The 19,013-nt window shown below is 68.7% G+C and carries 16 protein-coding genes; 6 read left to right on the top strand and 10 right to left on the bottom strand.

Going from position 1 to position 19,013, the window contains the following annotated elements; translation table 11 throughout:
- Window positions 1-85: 85 nt before the first annotated feature.
- A complete protein-coding gene (locus tag HT579_05455) occupies window positions 86-2,137 on the bottom strand; it encodes a hypothetical protein (protein QKS28427.1) in 2,052 nt (683 codons plus the stop codon).
- A 351-nt stretch (window positions 2,138-2,488) separates the two neighbouring features.
- On the opposite strand from HT579_05455, the gene HT579_05450 reads away from it, so the two are divergent.
- Complete coding sequence (locus tag HT579_05450; GenBank protein ID QKS28426.1) at window positions 2,489-2,632, top strand: hypothetical protein; 144 nt, start codon at window positions 2,489-2,491, stop codon at window positions 2,630-2,632.
- Between the two features lie 21 nt (window positions 2,633-2,653).
- Here HT579_05450 and HT579_05445 read toward each other — a convergent pair whose 3' ends face one another.
- Window positions 2,654-3,127, bottom strand: a complete 474-nt coding sequence (locus HT579_05445) for an HIT family protein (protein QKS28425.1) — start codon at window positions 3,125-3,127, stop codon at window positions 2,654-2,656.
- 174 nt (window positions 3,128-3,301) lie between these two features.
- On the opposite strand from HT579_05445, the gene HT579_05440 reads away from it, so the two are divergent.
- Window positions 3,302-4,273: a hypothetical protein gene (locus HT579_05440; GenBank protein QKS28424.1), complete on the top strand. Its 972-nt coding sequence runs from the start codon at window positions 3,302-3,304 to the stop codon at window positions 4,271-4,273.
- A 58-nt stretch (window positions 4,274-4,331) separates the two neighbouring features.
- Here HT579_05440 and HT579_05435 read toward each other — a convergent pair whose 3' ends face one another.
- On the bottom strand, window positions 4,332-6,029 hold the full coding sequence (locus HT579_05435) for a phosphoethanolamine--lipid A transferase (protein QKS28423.1): 1,698 nt from the start codon (window positions 6,027-6,029) through the stop codon (window positions 4,332-4,334).
- A 136-nt stretch (window positions 6,030-6,165) separates the two neighbouring features.
- Here HT579_05435 and HT579_05430 point away from each other — a divergent pair, with 136 nt between their 5' ends.
- The 3 genes from HT579_05430 (at window position 6,166) to pfkB (ending at window position 9,135) form a co-directional block, all read left to right on the top strand.
- A complete protein-coding gene (locus HT579_05430; protein ID QKS28422.1) occupies window positions 6,166-6,825 on the top strand; it encodes a response regulator transcription factor in 660 nt (219 codons plus the stop codon).
- Window positions 6,822-8,114 carry a sensor histidine kinase gene (locus tag HT579_05425; GenBank protein ID QKS28421.1) on the top strand — a complete coding sequence of 431 codons (1,293 nt, stop codon included), beginning with the start codon at window positions 6,822-6,824 and terminating at the stop codon, window positions 8,112-8,114. The genes HT579_05430 and HT579_05425 overlap by 4 nt, the downstream gene beginning before the upstream one ends.
- A gap of 70 nt (window positions 8,115-8,184) precedes the next feature.
- Window positions 8,185-9,135: a 1-phosphofructokinase gene (gene pfkB / locus HT579_05420; GenBank protein ID QKS28420.1), complete on the top strand. Its 951-nt coding sequence runs from the start codon at window positions 8,185-8,187 to the stop codon at window positions 9,133-9,135.
- On the opposite strand, the gene HT579_05415 is transcribed toward pfkB, so the two are convergent.
- The gene (locus HT579_05415; GenBank protein ID QKS28419.1) at window positions 9,132-10,022 is read right to left on the bottom strand and encodes a DMT family transporter; all 891 of its coding nucleotides are present in this window, start codon (window positions 10,020-10,022) and stop codon (window positions 9,132-9,134) included. The genes pfkB and HT579_05415 overlap by 4 nt on opposite strands.
- Window positions 10,012-11,514: an NAD(P)H-hydrate dehydratase gene (locus tag HT579_05410; protein QKS28418.1), complete on the bottom strand. Its 1,503-nt coding sequence runs from the start codon at window positions 11,512-11,514 to the stop codon at window positions 10,012-10,014. Before HT579_05410 ends, HT579_05415 begins: the two co-directional genes overlap by 11 nt.
- 256 nt (window positions 11,515-11,770) lie before the next feature.
- On the opposite strand from HT579_05410, the gene purL reads away from it, so the two are divergent.
- On the top strand, window positions 11,771-15,781 hold the full coding sequence (purL, locus tag HT579_05405; protein ID QKS28417.1) for a phosphoribosylformylglycinamidine synthase: 4,011 nt from the start codon (window positions 11,771-11,773) through the stop codon (window positions 15,779-15,781).
- Window positions 15,782-15,847: 66 nt separating this feature from the next.
- On the opposite strand, the gene HT579_05400 is transcribed toward purL, so the two are convergent.
- The 5 genes from HT579_05400 to HT579_05380 form a co-directional block, all read right to left on the bottom strand.
- Entirely contained in the window at window positions 15,848-16,645 is a 798-nt protein-coding gene (locus tag HT579_05400; protein QKS28416.1) for a peptidylprolyl isomerase, read from the bottom strand.
- Between the two features lie 48 nt (window positions 16,646-16,693).
- A complete protein-coding gene (locus HT579_05395; protein QKS31514.1) occupies window positions 16,694-16,963 on the bottom strand; it encodes a BolA family transcriptional regulator in 270 nt (89 codons plus the stop codon).
- A 47-nt stretch (window positions 16,964-17,010) separates the two neighbouring features.
- The gene (locus HT579_05390; GenBank protein ID QKS28415.1) at window positions 17,011-17,313 is read right to left on the bottom strand and encodes a YciI family protein; all 303 of its coding nucleotides are present in this window, start codon (window positions 17,311-17,313) and stop codon (window positions 17,011-17,013) included.
- 2 nt (window positions 17,314-17,315) lie between these two features.
- Window positions 17,316-17,846: a septation protein A gene (locus HT579_05385; protein QKS28414.1), complete on the bottom strand. Its 531-nt coding sequence runs from the start codon at window positions 17,844-17,846 to the stop codon at window positions 17,316-17,318.
- A 185-nt stretch (window positions 17,847-18,031) separates the two neighbouring features.
- Window positions 18,032-18,985, bottom strand: coding sequence for a DUF2950 domain-containing protein (locus HT579_05380; protein QKS28413.1), 954 nt, complete (start codon window positions 18,983-18,985; stop codon window positions 18,032-18,034).
- Between the last annotated feature and the right edge of the window lie 28 nt (window positions 18,986-19,013).

Below are 19,013 nucleotides of genomic sequence, written 5' to 3'. Positions count from 1 at the left end.
CATCGAGAAACCACCTTGAACGATCAACATAATCATATGATAAAATTGCAAGTTATTGATATTGCTCAGTTGCTTGACAAGCTGATTATACACTGCGGGGCGAATCCGGCACTTCGCCGGAACTTGCCGCCGACGGCACGACCCCGCCCGGGCAGTGGTCGATGAACAGCGAGCAACAGAGCAACAGGTAAAAGAGGAAGGCAACGCGCGGCATGTCGAGCACGCTGACGAACAGGCCGGCGGTCATGCAGGCGAGCAGGCCAGCCAGCAGATAGGGCGCCAGTTCGTGCTCGCGCTGCGGAACCCGCGACAGATTGATGATCGCCAGCGCCAGCAGCGCCAGCAGCAGGCCAAGTCCGAGCGCGCCCTGGTCGAGGAGCATCTCCAGGTAGAGGCTGTCGACATGCCAGGGCAGGAAGTAGTGACGAGCGGCGAAGAACCAGCGCGCCAGGCCCTGCGAGAAATCACCGTTGGCCAGCAACTGGCGGCCACCATCATCGATCAGTCTGAGTTCGTCGAGCTCGACGAACTCGGACTGGCCAAGCAGGCGCAGCGAGAAGAAGCCTGCGGCCGGCAAGAGCCTGGACGCCGGCACTCTGGCGCCGGGGTGCAGCCTAAGCTCGATGCGTCGCCAGTCCCCAGCGCCACCGGGAATCAAGACCGCGGACTCGACACAGGCGGCCGGGTAGAGCAGGTGCTGCCGGCAGACGCTGGCGACCAGTACCGCCGGCTGCGCGGAGCGCGCAGCCAGGCTGAGCGCGTACGGCGCGGCGAGCGGTGCCGGCACGCGTTGCAGCAGTTCCCAGCGACCTCGCTGCGGCGCCCGCCATCTGGTCCCGGAAAGGCTCAGGTGGCGACCTGTCGCATCGTCGATCAGCCGCAGTCGGCCGGGCATCTCGCGCCCGGCGACCTGCGCCGAGTAGTCGGCGGGATACCTTCCGAGGCCCCTGCCGAAGACCATGTCACTGCCCCCCTGCAGGAGACCCAGGCTCTCCTGCCAGTGCGTCAGCCGCCCGACGAGGTCGCGCTCGCCGCCGGCCAGCCGGCTGCCCATGAACTCGCCGAAGGCGGCGACCAGCAGCACCTCGCCAGCCAGGATCGCCACCAGCACGCGGTTGGCCCGTGTTCGCCAGAGCGGCTGCGGCCGGCACTGCTGCGCTGCCTGCCGTGGCAGACGGCAGGCGAGGACGACCACGGCCACCGCCGTGCCGAGATAGAGGGCCCGCGAAAAGGTGGTCAGGCACGCGTAGCACGCGAGCACCGCCAGCAGCGCAGCGGCCAGCCAGTTGCCGGGCGCCGCGGCGCGCAGCACCGGGCGGACGGCGAACGGCAGGGTCAGCGCCAGGAACGCGTCGAGCGCCGCGCCACCGACGTGCATCTCCCAGAACAGGGCGGTCGTGCGGTAGGCGGTGGTGAAATCGAGCAGGCCGGGATGCGCGAGACGCTCCGCGAGCGCCGCCAGAACCACAACCGCCAGCCCGGCGACGATGCCGCCGGCGAGGCAGCCCGCGCTGCGCCGCGGCTCGCCGTGCAACAGGCAGCGCAACGACGGCAGCAAGAGCAACGAGAGCAGGAAGCTCTTCGCCACCCGCAGGCTGTTCAGAGGCTCTTCATAACCGTCGAACCAGTCCAGTGGCGGACCGCCGGCCGCGAGCAGGCCGCGCCAGGCGGCGAAGAGGCAGGATGCCATGAGCAGGGCGAGGCCGATCAGCGCCAGCCGCTGTCGCCGGCAGCTGTCGCGGCTCCCCGGCAGTCGCCGCCGCGGATCGGTCGCGACCCGTGCCGCACCCGTTGCCGGCCGATCGTCGCCACGTCCGTCCGCGCCAGTGCCGGCAGCCGGCAGCCAACGGGCCGGCAACATCCGCTGCAGAACGAGTCGGCTCAGCGAACCGGCGGCAGCCCCGAGGCAGAGCAGGTCGAACTCTTCGACGCCGATCCAGCCGGTCCACGGCGAGAACCCCGCCAGCGGCAGGCAGGCAGGCAGAACGGCCAGCCAAAGAAGCGGGCGCAGGCAGACGGCAACACTCCAGACGACCAGCGCAACTGCCAGCAACGCCGGCCACAGCGGGTGATTGAGCGCGATGAAGGTGGCCATGGCGGCACTGAGGATCGCCAGGGCACCATACAGCGGGATCATCGACGCTCGCCCACGGGCAGCCGCTGCCGATGACCAGGCGGCCGCTTCGGTCGTTCGCGGTCGCTGCGGTCGGTCCGCACCCGCGTACCGGCGGCTTGCCCCGCCCTGCGCCGCGGACTGCCCGTGTCGCCCGCACGCAGCAGCTTGCCAGCCGGCGCGCGCTGGGTTCTAATCGGCTCTCGGAACGATGCTTCGCCCCCCCGCCGCTGCCGCAGCCATCTCGCCGGCCCCGGCGAAGCGCTGCCGTGGACAACGCCGGGGCGGCCCGTCGGGCGGCGTGCACTGGCCGTGCGCGCGCCCTGCCCGGAACGGCGACCGCCGCGCCGCAGGCAGCGCCAATGGAGGGAATGAATGAGCACCTTGTGGATCGTCCTCGGCATCTGCGTCGTTTTCGTCCTGGCGGCCGCAATGCCGCTGCTGCGCGGCAGGGACCCCGGCAGGGAGCCGCCGCTGCCGCGCAAGGAAACGCTGCACGACTGGCGCAACGATCGCTGACGGGGCCGTCGGGCCAGCCACTCAGCCGGCTGCGGCAGCGTCCGCTGGCGGCAGTGCCGCCTGCAGTTCCTGCCGCAGCAGCGCCGGCAGCTCCGCCCGATCGGCATGCTGCGCGTCGGCGAGCAGCGGCGGCGCCGGCCAGCCGCGGTCGAACCAATCCAGACCGGCGAAGCGGCGTCCGCCGTCGTAACGCGGAATGACGTGAAAGTGCACGTGATGGTCGACCATCATCAGCATCAGGTAGTTGATCGCCCGATAGTCGAACGCACCGTGCAGGGCGTGCTCCAGCGAGCCGACGATCTCGGTTAGGGCGGCCATTTCAGCCGCCGTCACCGCCGAGAAACGCGCTGCGTGGCGGTTCAGTGACACGATTCCGGCGCCGAGGGTCACCTGCCCCGGCCGCACCGACCACGACCACGCCTCGTTGCGCGCCACCAGCAGTTCATCGACACGGAATTTCGCGCGAAAACCCGCAAGCACCTGCAGTCCGTCCATCAGTCACCTCCTCCGGGAACAGTTCGTGGGCCGCCAGAAATTGGCTCAGCCGGACGACCCGGCAGCGCGCCACGTCGACCCGCAGCGCAGCCGGCAGATGGCTCAGAATTGTGCCACACTGCGCCAGTGGCTGCCCGCGGCAGCCGGTCTTTCGTGGCGGGAGAGGAGAACTCGATGACCAGATACGGCTTCGTCGCCTCGGGCGGCGGCTATCGGAGCTTCTACAGCGAGGGCGTGCTGGTCTGGATGAGGAAACACGGCGTACCCGTGGTGCACATTGCCTCGACCAGCTCGGGCAACAACATCGTCGTCGACTACCTGCTCTGGGACTGGGACAACGAAGAACTGCCGCCGGTACTGACGCGCACCCTCAGGCTCGGCATCGGCGACATCTTTCACATCCTCGGCAACTTCCTCGGCCTGCGGCCGCAGTGGCTGCCGACCGGCACGCACCTGTTCAGCGTCAACAAGGCAAGCTGCCGCAAGTCGCTGCTGCTCGACGACCCGCAACGCCGCGAGTTGCTGGCAAGGCATCTCGACACGCTGCGCTGGGACATTCGGGCAACCAACCTGAGCCGCCGGCAGGGACACGTCTTCAGGATCAACGAGATCCTCGCCAGCGTGGACGACGCCAGCATCGACCGCTTCATGGACGCCTTCCTCGCCGGCATCACGACGATCCCCTACTTCCAGGCCATCAGCATCGATGGCGATTACTACATCGAAGGCGGCTATCTCGACAATACCCCCTTGCGCACCCTCTTCGAGGACGACGAGGTCGACGAGATCATTGCCATCGACTTCACCGACTACGACTATCACCGGGAGCTCGACAAGCTCTACCGGTCGAGTTCCTTCAACCTGCCGTTCAACAGCATCGACACCCACCTGCTGGTCAGCGACATGCAGCTGACTCTGCCCAACACCCGCGTCTTCGCGCACGCGCAGCTGATCAACCGCATGCTCGAGGCCATGGGCAGGCAGAGTGCCGAGATCGACGGCCGGCGTTACCATGCCAAGCCGCTGCACCTGCTGCGGCCAAAGGATCTCGAGAGCATGACGATCTCGCTCAAGGACAGCAGCGCGCAGAAACGCTACTTCGAACTCGGCCAGCAGGCAGCAGCGGCGCTGTTCACCGGCATCTGAACGGCAGCCCGCGGCCGCCGGCGGCGACCGCGAAGACGGCATGCACCCCCGCCGGCGATCAGCTCGCGGCGCGCTGCGGACTCGCGCAGCCGTGCAGCAGATCCCAGTCCGCCTCGTAGAGTGCCGTCCGCACGTCGAGCAAGGCAAGCAGCGTGTGGAACAGATGGTCGTGGCTCGCCGGTGCGGCAGCCCGCCGCTGCAGGCAGGTGGAATCGATCGCGGCGCTGCGGCGGAATCCGTCGGAGATCCACATCAGCATCGGCACTTCCTTCTGCACGGCGGGAGCGATGGCGTAGGGAACGCCGTGCAGATAGAGCCCGCTCTCGCCGAGCGATTCGCCATGGTCGGAAACGTAGATCAGCGCCGAATCGACGTCGCCGGCGCGTGCCTGCAAGGTGGCGATGAGGCTCGCGAGAACGTGGTCGGTGTACAGCAGCGCGTTGTCGTAGGCGTTGACGATCTCCGCGGGTGAACACTGACTCAGGTCGTCATTCGTGCATTCCGGCTGGAAGCGGGCAAAGGCCGGCGGGTGGCGGCGAAAGTATGACGGTCCGTGATTGCCGAGTTGGTGCAGGACGATCAGGTTGCTCCCGTGCGCACGCCGCAGTCGCTCGTCGAGACCATGCAGCAGGCCGCCATCGAGGCAGCGCCCACCATCGCAGAAGCCGGGCGGGTTGATGGTCGCGACGGTTTCGCTCGGCAGGCCGTCACAGACGCCCTTGCAGCCGGACTGGTTGTCGCGCCACTGCACGCTGACGCCGGCCCGCGCCAGGACGTGCAGCAACGACTCGCTGCCATTGATCCGCTCGGCGTCGTAGTTGCGCCGGCCGACCGGCGCGAACATGCACGGCAGCGATACCTCGGTGTTGGTGCCGCAGCTCGCCACCCGGCTGAAGTTGATCACGTCGAGCCGGGCGAGTTCGGGCGTCGTCTGCCGCGTGTAGCCGTTGAGACCCCAGTTGGCCGCACGCGCGGTTTCGCCGACGACAACGACGACGAAGCGCGGCCGGTCGCCTTTTCCCCGACCCGATCCGGCGGCGGCGTCCAGTCCGATCGCTTGGCGCGGCCGCGCAGCACCGCGGGCATCGGTCGCCGCGACACTGGCAAGCGACCAGACATAGTTCGCCGGCGTGATCAGGTAGCGCACCTCCTTGTGGTTGCGCAGCAGCGACGAGAACGGCTTGTAGACCACTGCCAGCGATCCGGCCATGGCCACTGTCGCCAGCAGCAACGCCAGCAGGCGAACGCCGCAGGCGCGCAGCGGTGGGCGCACGACGATGCGGGCGCGCCAGAGCAGCAGCAGCGGCAGCAGCGCGTAGAGCGACAACTGCACGGCCACCGCCGGCGACAGCAGTTCGCGCGCTTCCAGCACGTCCGTCCGCAGAACGTTGCGCAGCATCGACGGATCGAGGAAGACGCCGTAGGCCGACATGAAGTGCGAGGCGATGACGGTGGTGACGATCAGCAGCGCCAGCAGCGGCTTGACCGTCAGCCGCGTCGCCAAGAGCGCCAGCACGGCAAAGTGCATCGCGACCAGCAGAACACCGGTGGCCAGCAGCAGACCCCAGGTGCCGACCTCCGTCAGCGAGTGCCCGCCGAGGACGGCGGCGAAAAAGGGCCGGTTCGCCGTCAGCACCCAGAAGACGCTCGCGACGAGCAGCAACTGTTCGACCGTCGCTGGAATCACGAAAGGATCGCCGCCGGCGGGCGCCTGGCCGCGCCGCGACGGCACGAGAGGGGTACGAGGACTGGACATGGCGGCGATGCTGCGCGCCACTCCTGAAGAGGTGCTTAAGCGCGCGCCGCTGTCACTCCGGCCCAGCGGCCGTGACTCCGCCGCCTCCGGTACAATCGCCTTACTGGCGGCATTGGCCAGACTCCGGAGAAAGTCGATGCGACTGCTGCTGATCGAAGACGACGACATCCTCGGCGACGGCCTGCGGGACTTCCTGACAGCCGATGGACACCGTGTCGACTGGTGCCGGACGCTGCGGCAGGTCGCCGTCCACGAGGGCGAACCCTACGATGCCCTGCTGGTGGACTGGCAGCTGCCCGACGGTTCCGGTCTCGACTGGCTGCGCGGCCGCCGACGCCGCGGCGACGCCACCCCGGCACTGATGCTGACGGCGCGCGACCTCCTCGGCGACCGCATCCGTGGCCTCGACAGCGGCGCCGACGACTATCTGGTCAAGCCCTTCGCACCCGAGGAGCTGGTAGCCCGCCTGCGCGCGGTGAGCCGGCGAATCGCCGGCAGCGCCGATGCGCGGCGGCTGATCGGCGAGGTCGAGGTCGATCTCGCCGCGCGTACGGTCTGGCTGACCGGGCAGCGCGTCGAGCTCACCAGCCGCGAGTGGGCCATTCTCGAAGCGCTGCTTCTGCGCCCCGGCCGCATCGTCGCCAAGGCGGACCTCGAGAGACTGGTGCTCGGCTTCGACGCCGAATGGGCGAGCAACGCCGTCGAGGTTCATGTCGCCGCCCTGCGGCGCAAGCTGGGCCGAGCGGTGGTCGAAACCGTTCGTGGCATCGGTTATCGCCTCGGCGGCGGCCAATGAAGCCCCTGACGCCACCCTCGATCCGCACCCGGTTGACTGGCGTACTGCTCGTCTCGTCGCTGCTGTGGATCATCGCCGTCGCCGCTGCCGTCTGGTTGACCGTACACGACGAGGTGGACGAACTGCTCGACGACACGCTGCAGGCGGCAGCCGAGGGTTTGCGCGGCCCTCTGTCGCTGCCGCTCGCGGTCGCGCCGGCAGCCGCCAGCGCGACGCCGGCCCCGAACGGCAGCGGGCGCTTTGCCTGGCAGGTGGTCGACCACCTGGCGGCGGGCGAAGCAAGAATGGTCGCCGCCTCGGCACTCGCACCCGCTGCACCGCTGCGCCGTGTTCCGTCCGGCGGTTTCAGCGACAGCGAGGAATGGCGCGTCTTCGGCATTCCCCTCGCCGACGGCGGGCGCTGGCTCTATGTCGCGCAGACGCACGCCGAGCGCCAGGAGGCTCTGGCCGAAACGGCCCTGAGCGCAGCGCTGGCAACGCTGGCGATCGCCCTCCTGGCGCAGGTCTGGCTGCAGGCGCAGATTCGCCACGAACTGCTGCCGCTGCAGCGCCTGGCGCGACACCTGAGCGGACGCAATCCGGAGGACACCGGAGCCGTGCTCGGCGCTGCCGAGCGCAGCGAACTGCAACCGGTGCATGCCGCCATCGACGAGCTGACGCAGCGGCTGGCAGTCCGTCTGGCGCGTGAGCGCGCCTTCACCGGCCATGCCGCACACTCGCTGCGCACCCCGCTGGCCGGCATCGACGCACAGCTCGCCGTCGCCCTGCGCGAATCCCCAGCGCACCTGCAGCCGCGCCTGCAGCGCGTGCGCGCTGCTGCACGCCGGCTGCACCGTGTCGTCAGCGCCCTGTTGACACTGTTCCGCAGTTCGGCCGCGGTTCACCCGCAGGAGCTTGACGTCGCCGAGATGATCCCGCGCCTGGCGGTCGAGGGTCTGACAGTCGAGCTTCCGGAGCGGCTGCGGCTGACCGCCGATGCCGATCTGCTCGCCGCCGCGTTGCTGAACCTGTTCGACAATTCACTGCGCCACGGCGCCACGCGCGTCCGCCTGTCGCTGCCGGACAGCAACGTCCTGCGCGTGCACGACAACGGCACCGGCGTCAGCCCGGAACAGCGGGAAGGCCTGCAGACCGCCCTCATCGGACGGGTCGACGCGAGCGGCGGCGGTCTCGGCCTGCTGCTGGTCGAGCTGGTTGCGCGGGCGCACGGTGGCAGCCTGCAACTGCCGGCGGTCGAACACGGTTTCGCCGCCGACCTTCATCTCAGCCCGCCGCGGCCGGCAGCATGAACGCCGCCAATCGCGTCCGCGATGACCGGAGCCTCGCCGGCAAGGGTCCGGCGAAACACGTGCATCGGCCATGACTTCCCCCTTCGCCGTCACCACCGTCAGCCTGAATCCGGCCATCGATCACGGCATCGGCATCGCCGATTTCGCCGCCGGACGGCTCAACCGCGTGAACCGGGAGGAGATGCACGCTGGCGGCAAGGCGGTCAATGTCGCCGCCTGCCTGGCCGATCTCGGTGTCGCCGTCACCGTCACCGGCCTGCTCGGCAGCGACAATGCCGGCGTCTTTGAACGCCTGTTCGCCAGCAAGGGAATCCGTGACGCCTGTGTGCGCTTCCCGGGTCGCACCCGGAGCAACATCAAGATCGTCAGCGGCGACATGCCGCAGCTGACCGAGATCAATTTTCCCGGCAGCTTCCCAGGCAACGAATACCTGGCCCATGTCGAACGGGCGGTCGATGCGCTGCTGGCCGAGTGCAGCTGCTTCGTCCTCGCCGGCAGTCTGCCGGCCGGCATCCCCACCACCTACTACGCTGACCTCATCGGTCGGCTGCAGGCAGCCGGCAAACGGGTCGCTCTCGACAGCAGCGGTGGTGCCCTGCGCCATGGGGTCAACGCCAGGCCCTGGCTGATCAAGCCGAATCTCGCCGAACTCGAGGAACTGGTCGGCGAACCGCTATCCGACGCCGCGGCGGCAACCGCCGCCAGACGACTCGTCGCCGCTGGCATCGAGCGCGTCGTGGTTTCGCTGGGCGAACGAGGCGCACTGTTCGTCACCGCCGATCGCTGCCTGCGGGCGATCCCGCCACCGACGATCGTCCGCAGCACGGTCGGCGCCGGCGACGCACTGCTGGCCGGCCACATCGCCGGCTGCATGCGCGGCTGGCCACTGCCGAACAGCGCCCGCCTCGCCATCGCCGCCGCCAGCGCCAGGGTGGGCATGATCGGCAGCGGCCTGCCGCCGCAACCACAGGTCGAGGCGCTGCTGGCGACCGTCGAGTTGCGCGAACTCGATCCCGACTAGCCCGGGAGGCTGCCGGGGCGCCCACCGACCGCCAGGCTGAGCCCGGCAGCGCCGATGATCAGCATGCCGGTCGTCGTCATCGCATCCGGCAACTGCGCGAAAACCAGCCAGCCAAGCAGGGTGGCCCAGACCAGTTGCACGTAGAGCAGCGGCGAAAGCAGCGACGCCGGCGCCTGCTGGAAGGCGCGAATCAGCAGGAAATGCCCGACCCCGCCGTAGACACCGAGCGAGACGATCAGCAGCCCTTGGCCGATGGTCGGCAACCGCCCGTCCCAATGGAAGGGCAACATCGGCAGCAGCGCCAGCGTGCCAAACAGCGCCGTGTGGAAGAGCAGGCGCAGCGGCGGTTCGCTGGCAACCAGCTTGCGCGTCAGGATCTGGTAGGCGGCATAGAAGAGCGCCGCGCCCAGCGCACAGGCGACCCCGCCCGCGCTCAGGCTGCCATCCGGCCGCGCGATCAGCAGCACGCCGCAAAAACCGGCGACGGTTGCCAGCCAGGTACGCAGCCGGACCCGTTCGTGCAGCAGCGGACCGGCGAGCAGGGCCACCAGCAGCGGCGCAACGAAGACCAGCGCCGTCGTCTCGGCAAGCGGCAGCGTCGTCAACGCCATCTGGCCAAGCAGCGTCACACCCGCCAGGGTGACGCCGCGCAGCGCCATCAACCCCGGCCGACGGGTGAGCACGATGCTGCGCCCGAGACGCGGCGCGACGCCCAGCAGCATGAGCAGCAACTGCACCAGATAGCGCGCCCAGACCAGCAGCGGCACGGCGAGGAAGGCGCTCAGGTACTTCGCCGTCGCGTCGAGGGCGGAAAACAGGAACAGCGCCAGCAGGCAGAAGAGAACGCCGGCAACCGTCAATCGCTCGCTGCCGCGGTCATCGACCACGCGTGACCCAGCGGTTGAAAGTGGCGCGTGCGCTGTCGATGAGCTCGCCGGCGCTCAGGCCGACCGGCCCACAGCCTGCGGCAACTCGCTCGTCGGCCGCGATGCCGTGCAGGTGCACCGCCGCCAGCATGGCCTCGAGCGCCGGCCACCCCTGTGCCAGCAGTGCGACGATGAAGCCGCTGAGCACATCGCCGGTGCCGGCAGTCGCCAGACCGGGGTTGCCGCTGGTATTGACGAACCACTCGCCGCCCGGCTCGGCGACGATGCTGCCACAGCCCTTCAGGACCGTCACGGCGCGGTAGCGCGCGGCGAGTTCGAGGGCGGCACGCGGCCGATCGGCCTGCACGGTGGCGGTATCGCGGTCGAGCAGGCGAGCCGCCTCGGTCGGATGTGGGCTGAGCAGCGTTGGCGCGGCACGCGCCAGTACCTCCTCCCGCAGGCTCGGCTCGGCGGCGAGCAGGTTCAGCGCGTCGGCATCGAGCAACAGCGGCAGCGGCAACGAACAGGCGCGCCGCAACCACTCGTGGGCCTCGTCGCCACTGCCCATCCCCGGCCCGCAGGCGAGCGCCGTCAGCGGTGCCGCCAGCAGTGCATCCGCCTGCCGCAGCATCAGTTCGGGCTGCAGCGGGTCGATCGCCGGCGCCTGACCGTCGAGCAGGCCAAGGTAGACACGGCCGCTGCCCAGCCGCAGCGCGGCTCGCCCGGCGAGAAAGGCGGCACCGACCATGCTCGCGGCGCCGCCGAGAATGCCGGCGCTGCCGTTGCTGCCCTTGTGCGTGTTGCGCGCGCGCGGCCGCAGTCGATCGACCAGCAGGTCAACCCCCAGCGTGCGCGCCGTCGGCTTCACCAGACGTTCGGCATCGAGATCCAGCGTCGCCACCGAGACCGTTCCGCAATGATCCGGACCGTCGCCGGTGTGCAGCCCCGGCTTGCTGGCAATGAAGCTGATCGTGTGGCTGGCTCGGATCGCCATGCCGCAGAGCCTGCCGGTGTCCGCATCGAGGCCGCTCGGACAGTCGAGCGCGAGCAGCGGACAGCGGTCGCGGGCGGCCAGCGTGTTGGCCGCCAGGACGAGTTCGCCATGGCGACCGGCGATCGGCCGCTGCAGTCCGATGCCGAAGAGACCGTCGATGATCATCGCCCAGCGCTTGCCGACCGGAATGCTGTCGAGCAGCTCGCCGCCGTCATCGACGAATCGTCGGCAGGCCGCCGCAGCGTCCGGCGGCAGGCGGCCGACCTCGCCGGCAAAGACGAGACTGACGGCAAAGTGGCGTTCGCGCAGGTGACGGGCGGCGACGAAGGCATCGCCGCCGTTGTTGCCGGGCCCGGCGAGGATCAGCAGCGCCGCCCCCTGCAGGCGGCAGAGCGAGGTCGCCAGCTCGGCAGCGGCGAGTCCGGCGCGCTGCATCAGCGGCTGCTCGGCAGCCAGCGTCTCGACTCGGCGCAACGCCTCGGAACGATACAGAGGTTGCGAGGGGGTCCCTGTTTTCATCACGGTCTCCGGAGCTGGGAGATGAGCACGAGAAGACGGCGGCCGCGTGCGGCTGTACGCTCGACGCCTGGCTGCTGTCCGCCGGATTCTAATGCAGCCGGCGCGCCAGCGGGCAATGGCGGCAGCGGGGCGCCGCCTGGCCACCGCTGCACGGTCGCCGGCGGCAGATCATGCTGCGCCGCAGCAAGCATGGCGGGTCAGCTATAATCGCGGCTTCCCGCAACGCAGCCTGCCTGCCCCCTGAGCACAGCCCGCCATGGCCAAACTCCTGTATCTCCGCGGCGCCGCCGCCTTCTCGTCATTCCGCCTGCAGGGCCTGCAGCAACGACTCGCGCTGGCAGTCGCGGGAGTGCGGATCGTCAGTGCCGAGCACTGGCATTTCGTTGCCAGCCACGAACCACCCGCGGCAAACGATCGCCGGCAGCTCGCGGCACTGCTCGAGGAGCGTCCGGCCGACGACGAGCCGCAGGGCGAGCTCATGCTGGTCACGCCGCGCATCGGCACCATCTCGCCCTGGTCGTCGAAAGCGACGGATATCGCGCACAACAGCGGCCTGCTGTGGATCGAGCGCATCGAGCGCGGCATCGCCTTCCGCCTGGCGGGCCGGCGGCAGGTCCTGGACTCCGCCGAGCGGTCGGTCATCGCCGGCCTGCTCCATGACCGGATGCTGGAGACCGTGCTCGACGACTTCGCGCAGGCTGGCGAACTGTTCCGCCACTTCGCGCCGCAACCGTTGCGCAGCGTCGACCTGCTCGCCGGTGGGCGTGCCGCCCTGATCGAGGCGAACGGCCTGCTCGGGCTGGCGCTGTCCGAGGACGAGGTCGATTACCTCGTCGATCTCTTTCGCCGCGCGCAGCGCAATCCGACCGACGTCGAGCTGATGATGTTCGCGCAGGCGAACTCGGAGCATTGCCGGCACAAGATCTTCAATGCCTCGTGGACCGTCGACGGCGAGCCGCGCGCGGAGACGCTGTTCGGCATGATCCGGGAAACGCACCGCAGGCACCCGCAAGGCACCGTCGTCGCCTATGCCGACAACTCATCGGTCATCGAGGGAGCGACGGTACGCCGCTTCCAGCCGGACGCCGACGGCCGCTACGGCTACCGCGAGCAGCTCATGCACATTCTCGCCAAGGTCGAGACGCACAACCACCCGACCGCGATCTCGCCGTTTCCGGGCGCGGCGACCGGCGCCGGCGGCGAGATTCGCGACGAAGGTGCGACCGGACGCGGCTCGAAGCCGAAGGCCGGGCTGTGCGGCTTCGCGGTTTCCAACCTCGGCATCCCCGATCTGCCGCAGCCCTGGGAAACCCCGACCGCTGCCTACGGCCGCCCGGCACGCATCGCATCGCCTCTGGCGATCATGCTCGAAGGCCCGATCGGTGCCGCAGCGTTCAACAACGAATTCGGCCGTCCGAACCTGGCCGGATTCTTCCGCACTTACGAGCAGTTCGCCGGCAGTGCTGACGGACCGCTGCTGCGCGGCTACCACAAGCCGATCATGATCGCCGGCGGCATCGGCAACATCGCCGCCGAGCAGTCGTTCAAGGCGGGCACGCTGCCGCCGGGCACGCTCCTCGTCCAGCTTGGTGGCCCGGGAATGCTGATCGGTCTCGGGGGTGGTGCCGCGAGCTCGATGAGCACCGGCAGCAACGCCGAGGATCTCGACTTCGCTTCGGTGCAGCGCGGCAACCCGGAAATGCAGCGGCGGGCGCAGGAGGTCATCGATCGCTGCTGGCAACGGGGAGCGCCGGCGGGCGATGGTTCGGCGGTCGGCGACGGCAACCCGATCCTGTCGCTGCACGATGTCGGCGCCGGCGGCATCTCGAACGCGCTGCCCGAACTGGCACACGGTGCCGGCAGCGGGGCGCACTTCGAGCTGCGCGCGGTGCCGATCGAGGAACCGGGAATGTCGCCGGCGGAGATATGGTGCAACGAGGCGCAGGAGCGCTACGTGCTGGCGATCCCGCCCGGCCGGCTCGACGAGTTCTCGGCCATCTGCGCTCGCGAGCGCTGCCCCTTCGCCGTCGTCGGCGCAACCACTGCCGGCAACCGGCTGCTGCTCAGCGACAGCCACTTCGCCAACGATCCGGTGGACATGGACATGGCCGCGCTGCTTGGCAAGCCGCCGCGAATGGCGCGCAGCGCCGCCCGCCTGCCGCCATTGCCGCTGCCCCTGCAGGTCGGCGAACTCGATCTCCGCGAGGCGGCATACCGCGTGTTGCGGCTGCCGGCGGTGGCCGACAAGAGCTTCCTGATCAGCATCGGCGACCGCAGCGTCGGCGGCCTCAGTGCGCGCGACCAGATGGTCGGGCCGTGGCAGGTCGCCTGTGCCGACGTCGCGGTGACCCTGATGTCCTTTGACGGCTACCTCGGCGAAGCCTTCGCCATCGGCGAGCGGACGCCGGTGGCGACGATCGACGCCGTCGCCTCGGGCCGCATGGCAGTCGGCGAGGCGCTGACCAACATCGCCGCCGCCGACATCGACAGCCTCGGCGATGTCAAGCTGTCGGCCAACTGGATGGCTGCCGCCGGCTTTCCGGGCGAGGACGCCCGCCTGTTCGACACCGTGCGCGCGGTCTCCGACCTTTGCCAGAGCATCGGCATCGCCATCCCGGTCGGCAAGGATTCGCTGTCGATGCGCACCTCCTGGCGCGACCCCGACGACGGCAGCGAGCGGCAGGTCGTCTCGCCGCTGTCGCTGATCGTCACCGCTTTCGCGCCGGTCGCCGATTCCCGGCGGACGCTGACGCCGCAGCTCGTCCTCGACGCCGGCGAGACCGACCTGCTGCTGATCGACCTCGGTCGCGGCCGCAACCGCGTCGGCTGTTCGGCTCTGGCGCAGGTCCATTCGGCGACCGGCACCGAGACTCCCGACGTCGACGATGCCGCCCTGCTGCCGGCCTTCTTTGCCGCCGTGCGTCGTCTCGCCGGCGAGCGCCTCCTGCTCGCCTACCACGACCGCTCCGACGGCGGCCTCTTCGCCACCGTCTGCGAGATGGCGTTTGCTGCCCGCTGCGGCGTCTCGCTCGACACCGACGGACTCTGCTACGACCCGCTGAGCAACGACGTGGACGGCAACGAGAAGCGCCCCGATCTGCTCCGTGGCCGCTCCTTCGAGCTGCTGCTGCGGGCGCTGTTCTGCGAGGAACTCGGCGCCGTCGTGCAGATTCGCCGCAGCGAGCGCGGCCGCGTCATGGGCATCCTGCGCGCCGCCGGGCTCGGCGCCTGCAGCCAGTTCATCGGTGCCCCGAACGCCTGGGACCGCATCCGCATCATCCGCAACGCACGCGCGGTACTCGACGAGAAGCGCGTCGACCTGCAGCGCGCCTGGTCGGAGACCAGCTACCACATGCAGCGCCTGCGCGACAACCCCGAATGCGCGCAGGAGGAGTACGACCGTCTGCTCGACGGCGACGACCCGGGACTCTCGTTCAGCCTGAGCTTCGATCCGGCCGACGATGTCGCGGCGCCGTTCATCAACGGCGGCGCCCGCCCGCGCGTCGCCATCCTGCGCGAGCAGGGCGTCAATGGACACGTCGAGATGGCGGCCGCCTTCGACCGTGCCGGCTTCGCCGCCGTCGATGTGCACATGAGCGACCTTCTCGCCGGCCGCGCGCACCTCGCCGACTGCAGTGGCGTCGTCGCCTGTGGCGGCTTCTCCTACGGCGACGTGCTCGGCGCCGGCCAGGGCTGGGCAAGGACGATCCTCTTCAACGCGCGCGCAAGCGACAACTTCGCCGCCTTCTTCGCGCGTCCGGCAACCTTCGCCCTCGGCGTCTGCAACGGCTGCCAGATGATGAGCGCGCTGCGGGGAATGATTCCCGGCGCGGAGGCCTGGCCGCGCTTCGAGCGCAACCGCGTCGAGCAGTTCGAGGCACGCTTTTCGCTCGTCGAGCTGCCGGACTCGCCATCGCTCTTCTTCGCCGGCATGGCCGGGAGCCGGCTGCCGGTGGTGGTTTCGCACGGCGAAGGGCGCGCCGTTTTCAGCTCGCACGAACACGAGGCGCGGGCGCTGGTGGCGATGCGCTACGTCGATCACCACGGCCGGCCGAGCGAAGTCCATCCGTACAACCCGAACGGATCGCCGGGCGGCGCGACCGGCTTCACCACCGCCGATGGCCGCTTCACGATCATGATGCCGCACCCCGAGCGCGTCTTCCGCACCGTGCAGATGTCATGGCATCCGGCGGACTGGGAGGCGCGCGGCTGGCACGACTCGCCGTGGTTGCGGATGTTCCGCAATGCCCGGCGCTGGCTGGGCTAGAAGGCGGCAGCGCACGAAAAAGGCGCCTCGACCACCGGCGCCTGTGCCTGCCCGTCTGGCCGGCGGTTACTGGATCTTGGCCTTGCCACGCAGTTCGACGATCAGCTTCTGCAACTGATCCTGCTGCAGTCGCTGTGCCAGTTGCGGCTTGATCTGGTCGAAGGTGGGCGGCGTCAGCGGACGACTGTCCTCGACCAGGATGACGTGGTAACCAAAATCGGTCTTCACCGGCACCTCGGTGTACTTGCCCTTGGCGAGGCCGACGACGGCATCGGCAAAGGGCTTCACGTAGCTCGCCGTGCTGCTCCATCCGAGGTCGCCACCCTTGTCACGTGACCCCGGATCCTTCGACTGCTTGGCCAGCTCGTCGAACTTGGCGCCCTTCTTCAGGTTGCCGATGATCAGCTTGGCATCGTCTTCCTTCTCCACCAGGATGTGGCGCACCTTGTACTCGGTATTGCCCATCTGGCCCTTGACCCGGTCGTAGGCGGCCTTGAGCTGCTCGTCGCTGATCGGATGCTTCTTGACATAGTCCTGGACGAAGGCGCGAATGAAGATCGCCTGCCGTGCGAGATCGGCCTGTGCGGCGACATCTGGCTTCTTGTCGAGGCCCAGCTTCTTCGCTTCCTGGACCAGCAGTTCGCGACGGATCAGTTCTTCGCGGACGGCGTTCTTGAGTTCCGGCGTATCCGGTGCCCCCTGTGCTTCCTGCTCGGCGACGAAGGCATTGGCAATGCTCTGTGGAATGGCAACGCCATTGACCGTTGCCACCGCCCCACCGGCGGGAGCTTTCTGGGCAACGGCCGGCAGCGAGACGAGAGCGCCGAGCAGCAACGCGCCGGCCAGTTTTGAAAGCTTGTGCATTTGTGGGTTTCCTTGTTTTCCGAGGGTTGGGGTAAAGGGTGAATCTATTCAGACGGTCGGTTCGGCCGCCGACGAAGCCTCTTGTGGACTCAACGCCTGCACGCTCAGGGCGTGAATCCTGTCGTGCATCAGCTCACCAAGTGCCGCATGCACGAGGCGGTGTCGACGCAACCGCGTTTGCCCGGCAAAGGCTGCGGCGACGATCAGCAGACGGTAGTGCCCGCCGCCGCTCCTGGCGCCGGCGTGACCGGCATGCCGGGCGGAATCGTCGATCAGCTCTAGGCGGGTCGGCGCCAGTGCCGCAAGGCGTTGGCGGATGAGCCCGACGACGTCGGCAGAATCGCCGACGACCCTGGCCGCGTCGCTCACGTCGGCAGAACCTTCCTGAATGGCTTGACGGTGACATCAGCGTACACGCCGGCGGAGACATAGGGATCGGTGTCGGCCCACGCGCGAGCCGCCTCCAGCGAGGCGAACTCGGCAACGATCAGGCTGCCGGTAAAGCCGGCCGGCCCCGGGTCCGGCGAGTCGATCGCCGGGCAGGGGCCGGCCAGCAGCAGGCGACCTTCGGCCTGCAGCGCCTGCAGCCGTTCGACATGCGCCGGCCGCGCCGCCAGCCGTTCGGCCAGCGAGCCGGGACGGTCCTCACCAACGATCATGTAGAACATCGTCACTTCTCCTCGATGTACTTCGACAACAGCAGCCCCTGCGCGAGCACGAAGAGCAGCATCAGCCCGATGCCGCCGAAGAGCTTGAAGTTGACCCAGTCATCAGTCGAAAAATTGAACGCAACGAGCAGGTTGGCCACTCCCATGAAAGCGAAGAAGGCAATCCAAGACCAGTTGAGCTTCTCCCAGGCGACCTCCGGCAGTTGCATCTGCTCGGCCAGCAGCAGGCGAATGAGGTTCTTTTTCATCAACAGCGAGCCGCCGAGCAGAGTCGCGGCAAATGCCCAGTAGAGCACCGTCGGCTTCCACTTGATGAAATCCTCGTCGTGCAGCACGAGGGTCATGCCACCGAAAACACTGATGATCACCAGGCTCACCCAGAGCATGGTGTCGATCTTGCGACCCCTGAACCACAGCCAGCCGATCTGCGCGAACGTGGCGGCGATGGCGACCGCGGTCGCGACGTAGATGTCGTAGGCCTTGTAGGCGATGAAGAACAGGATGACGGGAAAGAGGTCGAAGAGGAACTTCATGGCGAGCGGCGTCGAAAGTTCGGCGGATTATGGCCGATTTGGCCGGCCGCTGTCCACGTTCGCCTGACGCCGCCGTGTACTGATTGTGTAGCCGTGGGCGTCGAGCAGGACGCATGCGAACTCGACGACGCCCGGCCCGCCATCCGCTCCCGCCTATCGGCCGCACTGCCCGCGCGCAGTGCGCGCTACTCGACCTTCACCTTCGTCCAGCCTGCGTCGGGATTGAACCGCTGCATCTTCGTCGCCACCACCTCGCTGTTGCGGCCAAGATTCTTCTGGTAGACGATGCCTTCGTGATTGACGATGAAGCTCATCACGCCGGAGACGCCGTAGCTCGCCGGGTAGGCGACGACGGCAAAACCACCGATCATGCGCCCATCCACGAGATAGCTGTAGGCGCCGCCCGACGCCGCCGGGCCCTGGCCGATCAGGATCCGGTAACGATAGCCGTGATAGGCGCGCGGGCGACCGCCGGCTGCACTCGCACGATAGCCTTCGCGTGTCGCCTCGGCAACCAGCGGCCCCAGCGGGCTTGCCGGCTGATCGGCAGCAACCGGCCAGAAGAGGCCGTCACGCGTCCCGTCGCTGGAGACGACACGAAGGGCATAGTCATGCGAGCCGTTGCCGTCGAGATCGCCGGCGGCATATTCGCGTTGTGCATCGACGATCGCCAGCAGCGTCTGGATGGTGTCGAGTTCGTTGCGGCCGATGCGACGGCTGAGGATCTCCTCCCGACCGGCATCGGCATCGAAGAACCAGCGCTCACCCTGGCGCACCAGCGGTGCCGGGAAGGGCCAGTCGTCCTCGCCCACCAGCAGCAGCGCGCGGCCATCACTCAGCGGGCTGATGCCATGCTTGCGATCGTAGGCGGCGAGGAATCTTTGCCACTCGGCGCGATCGGCCACCGTATCGCCGCTCGCCAGCCAGCTCTTCGCTGCCGGACCAACCGCCCCCAGCAACGCCTTCTGGTCCTCCGCCCGCACGGCGTCGGCCAGTGCGCGGGCAGCGTCCTCGGGAGTGGCATAGCCCTGCTGCTGCACGACGCCCGGCTTCACCGCCGCCGGCGTGGCTGCCAGCTCCGGCGCCGTCGCGATCAGCGCGGCAATGGCAAGTGACCGCATCATCTGCTTGAACTTCATCGTTTTCCTCTCCGCTTGAAATGGGGAC

The organism is Candidatus Accumulibacter similis (assembly GCA_013347225.1).
Lineage (GTDB): Bacteria > Pseudomonadota > Gammaproteobacteria > Burkholderiales > Rhodocyclaceae > Accumulibacter > Accumulibacter similis.
Note: the sequence above shows the minus strand (reverse complement) of the source record. Positions and strands in the feature narration are given on the sequence as shown.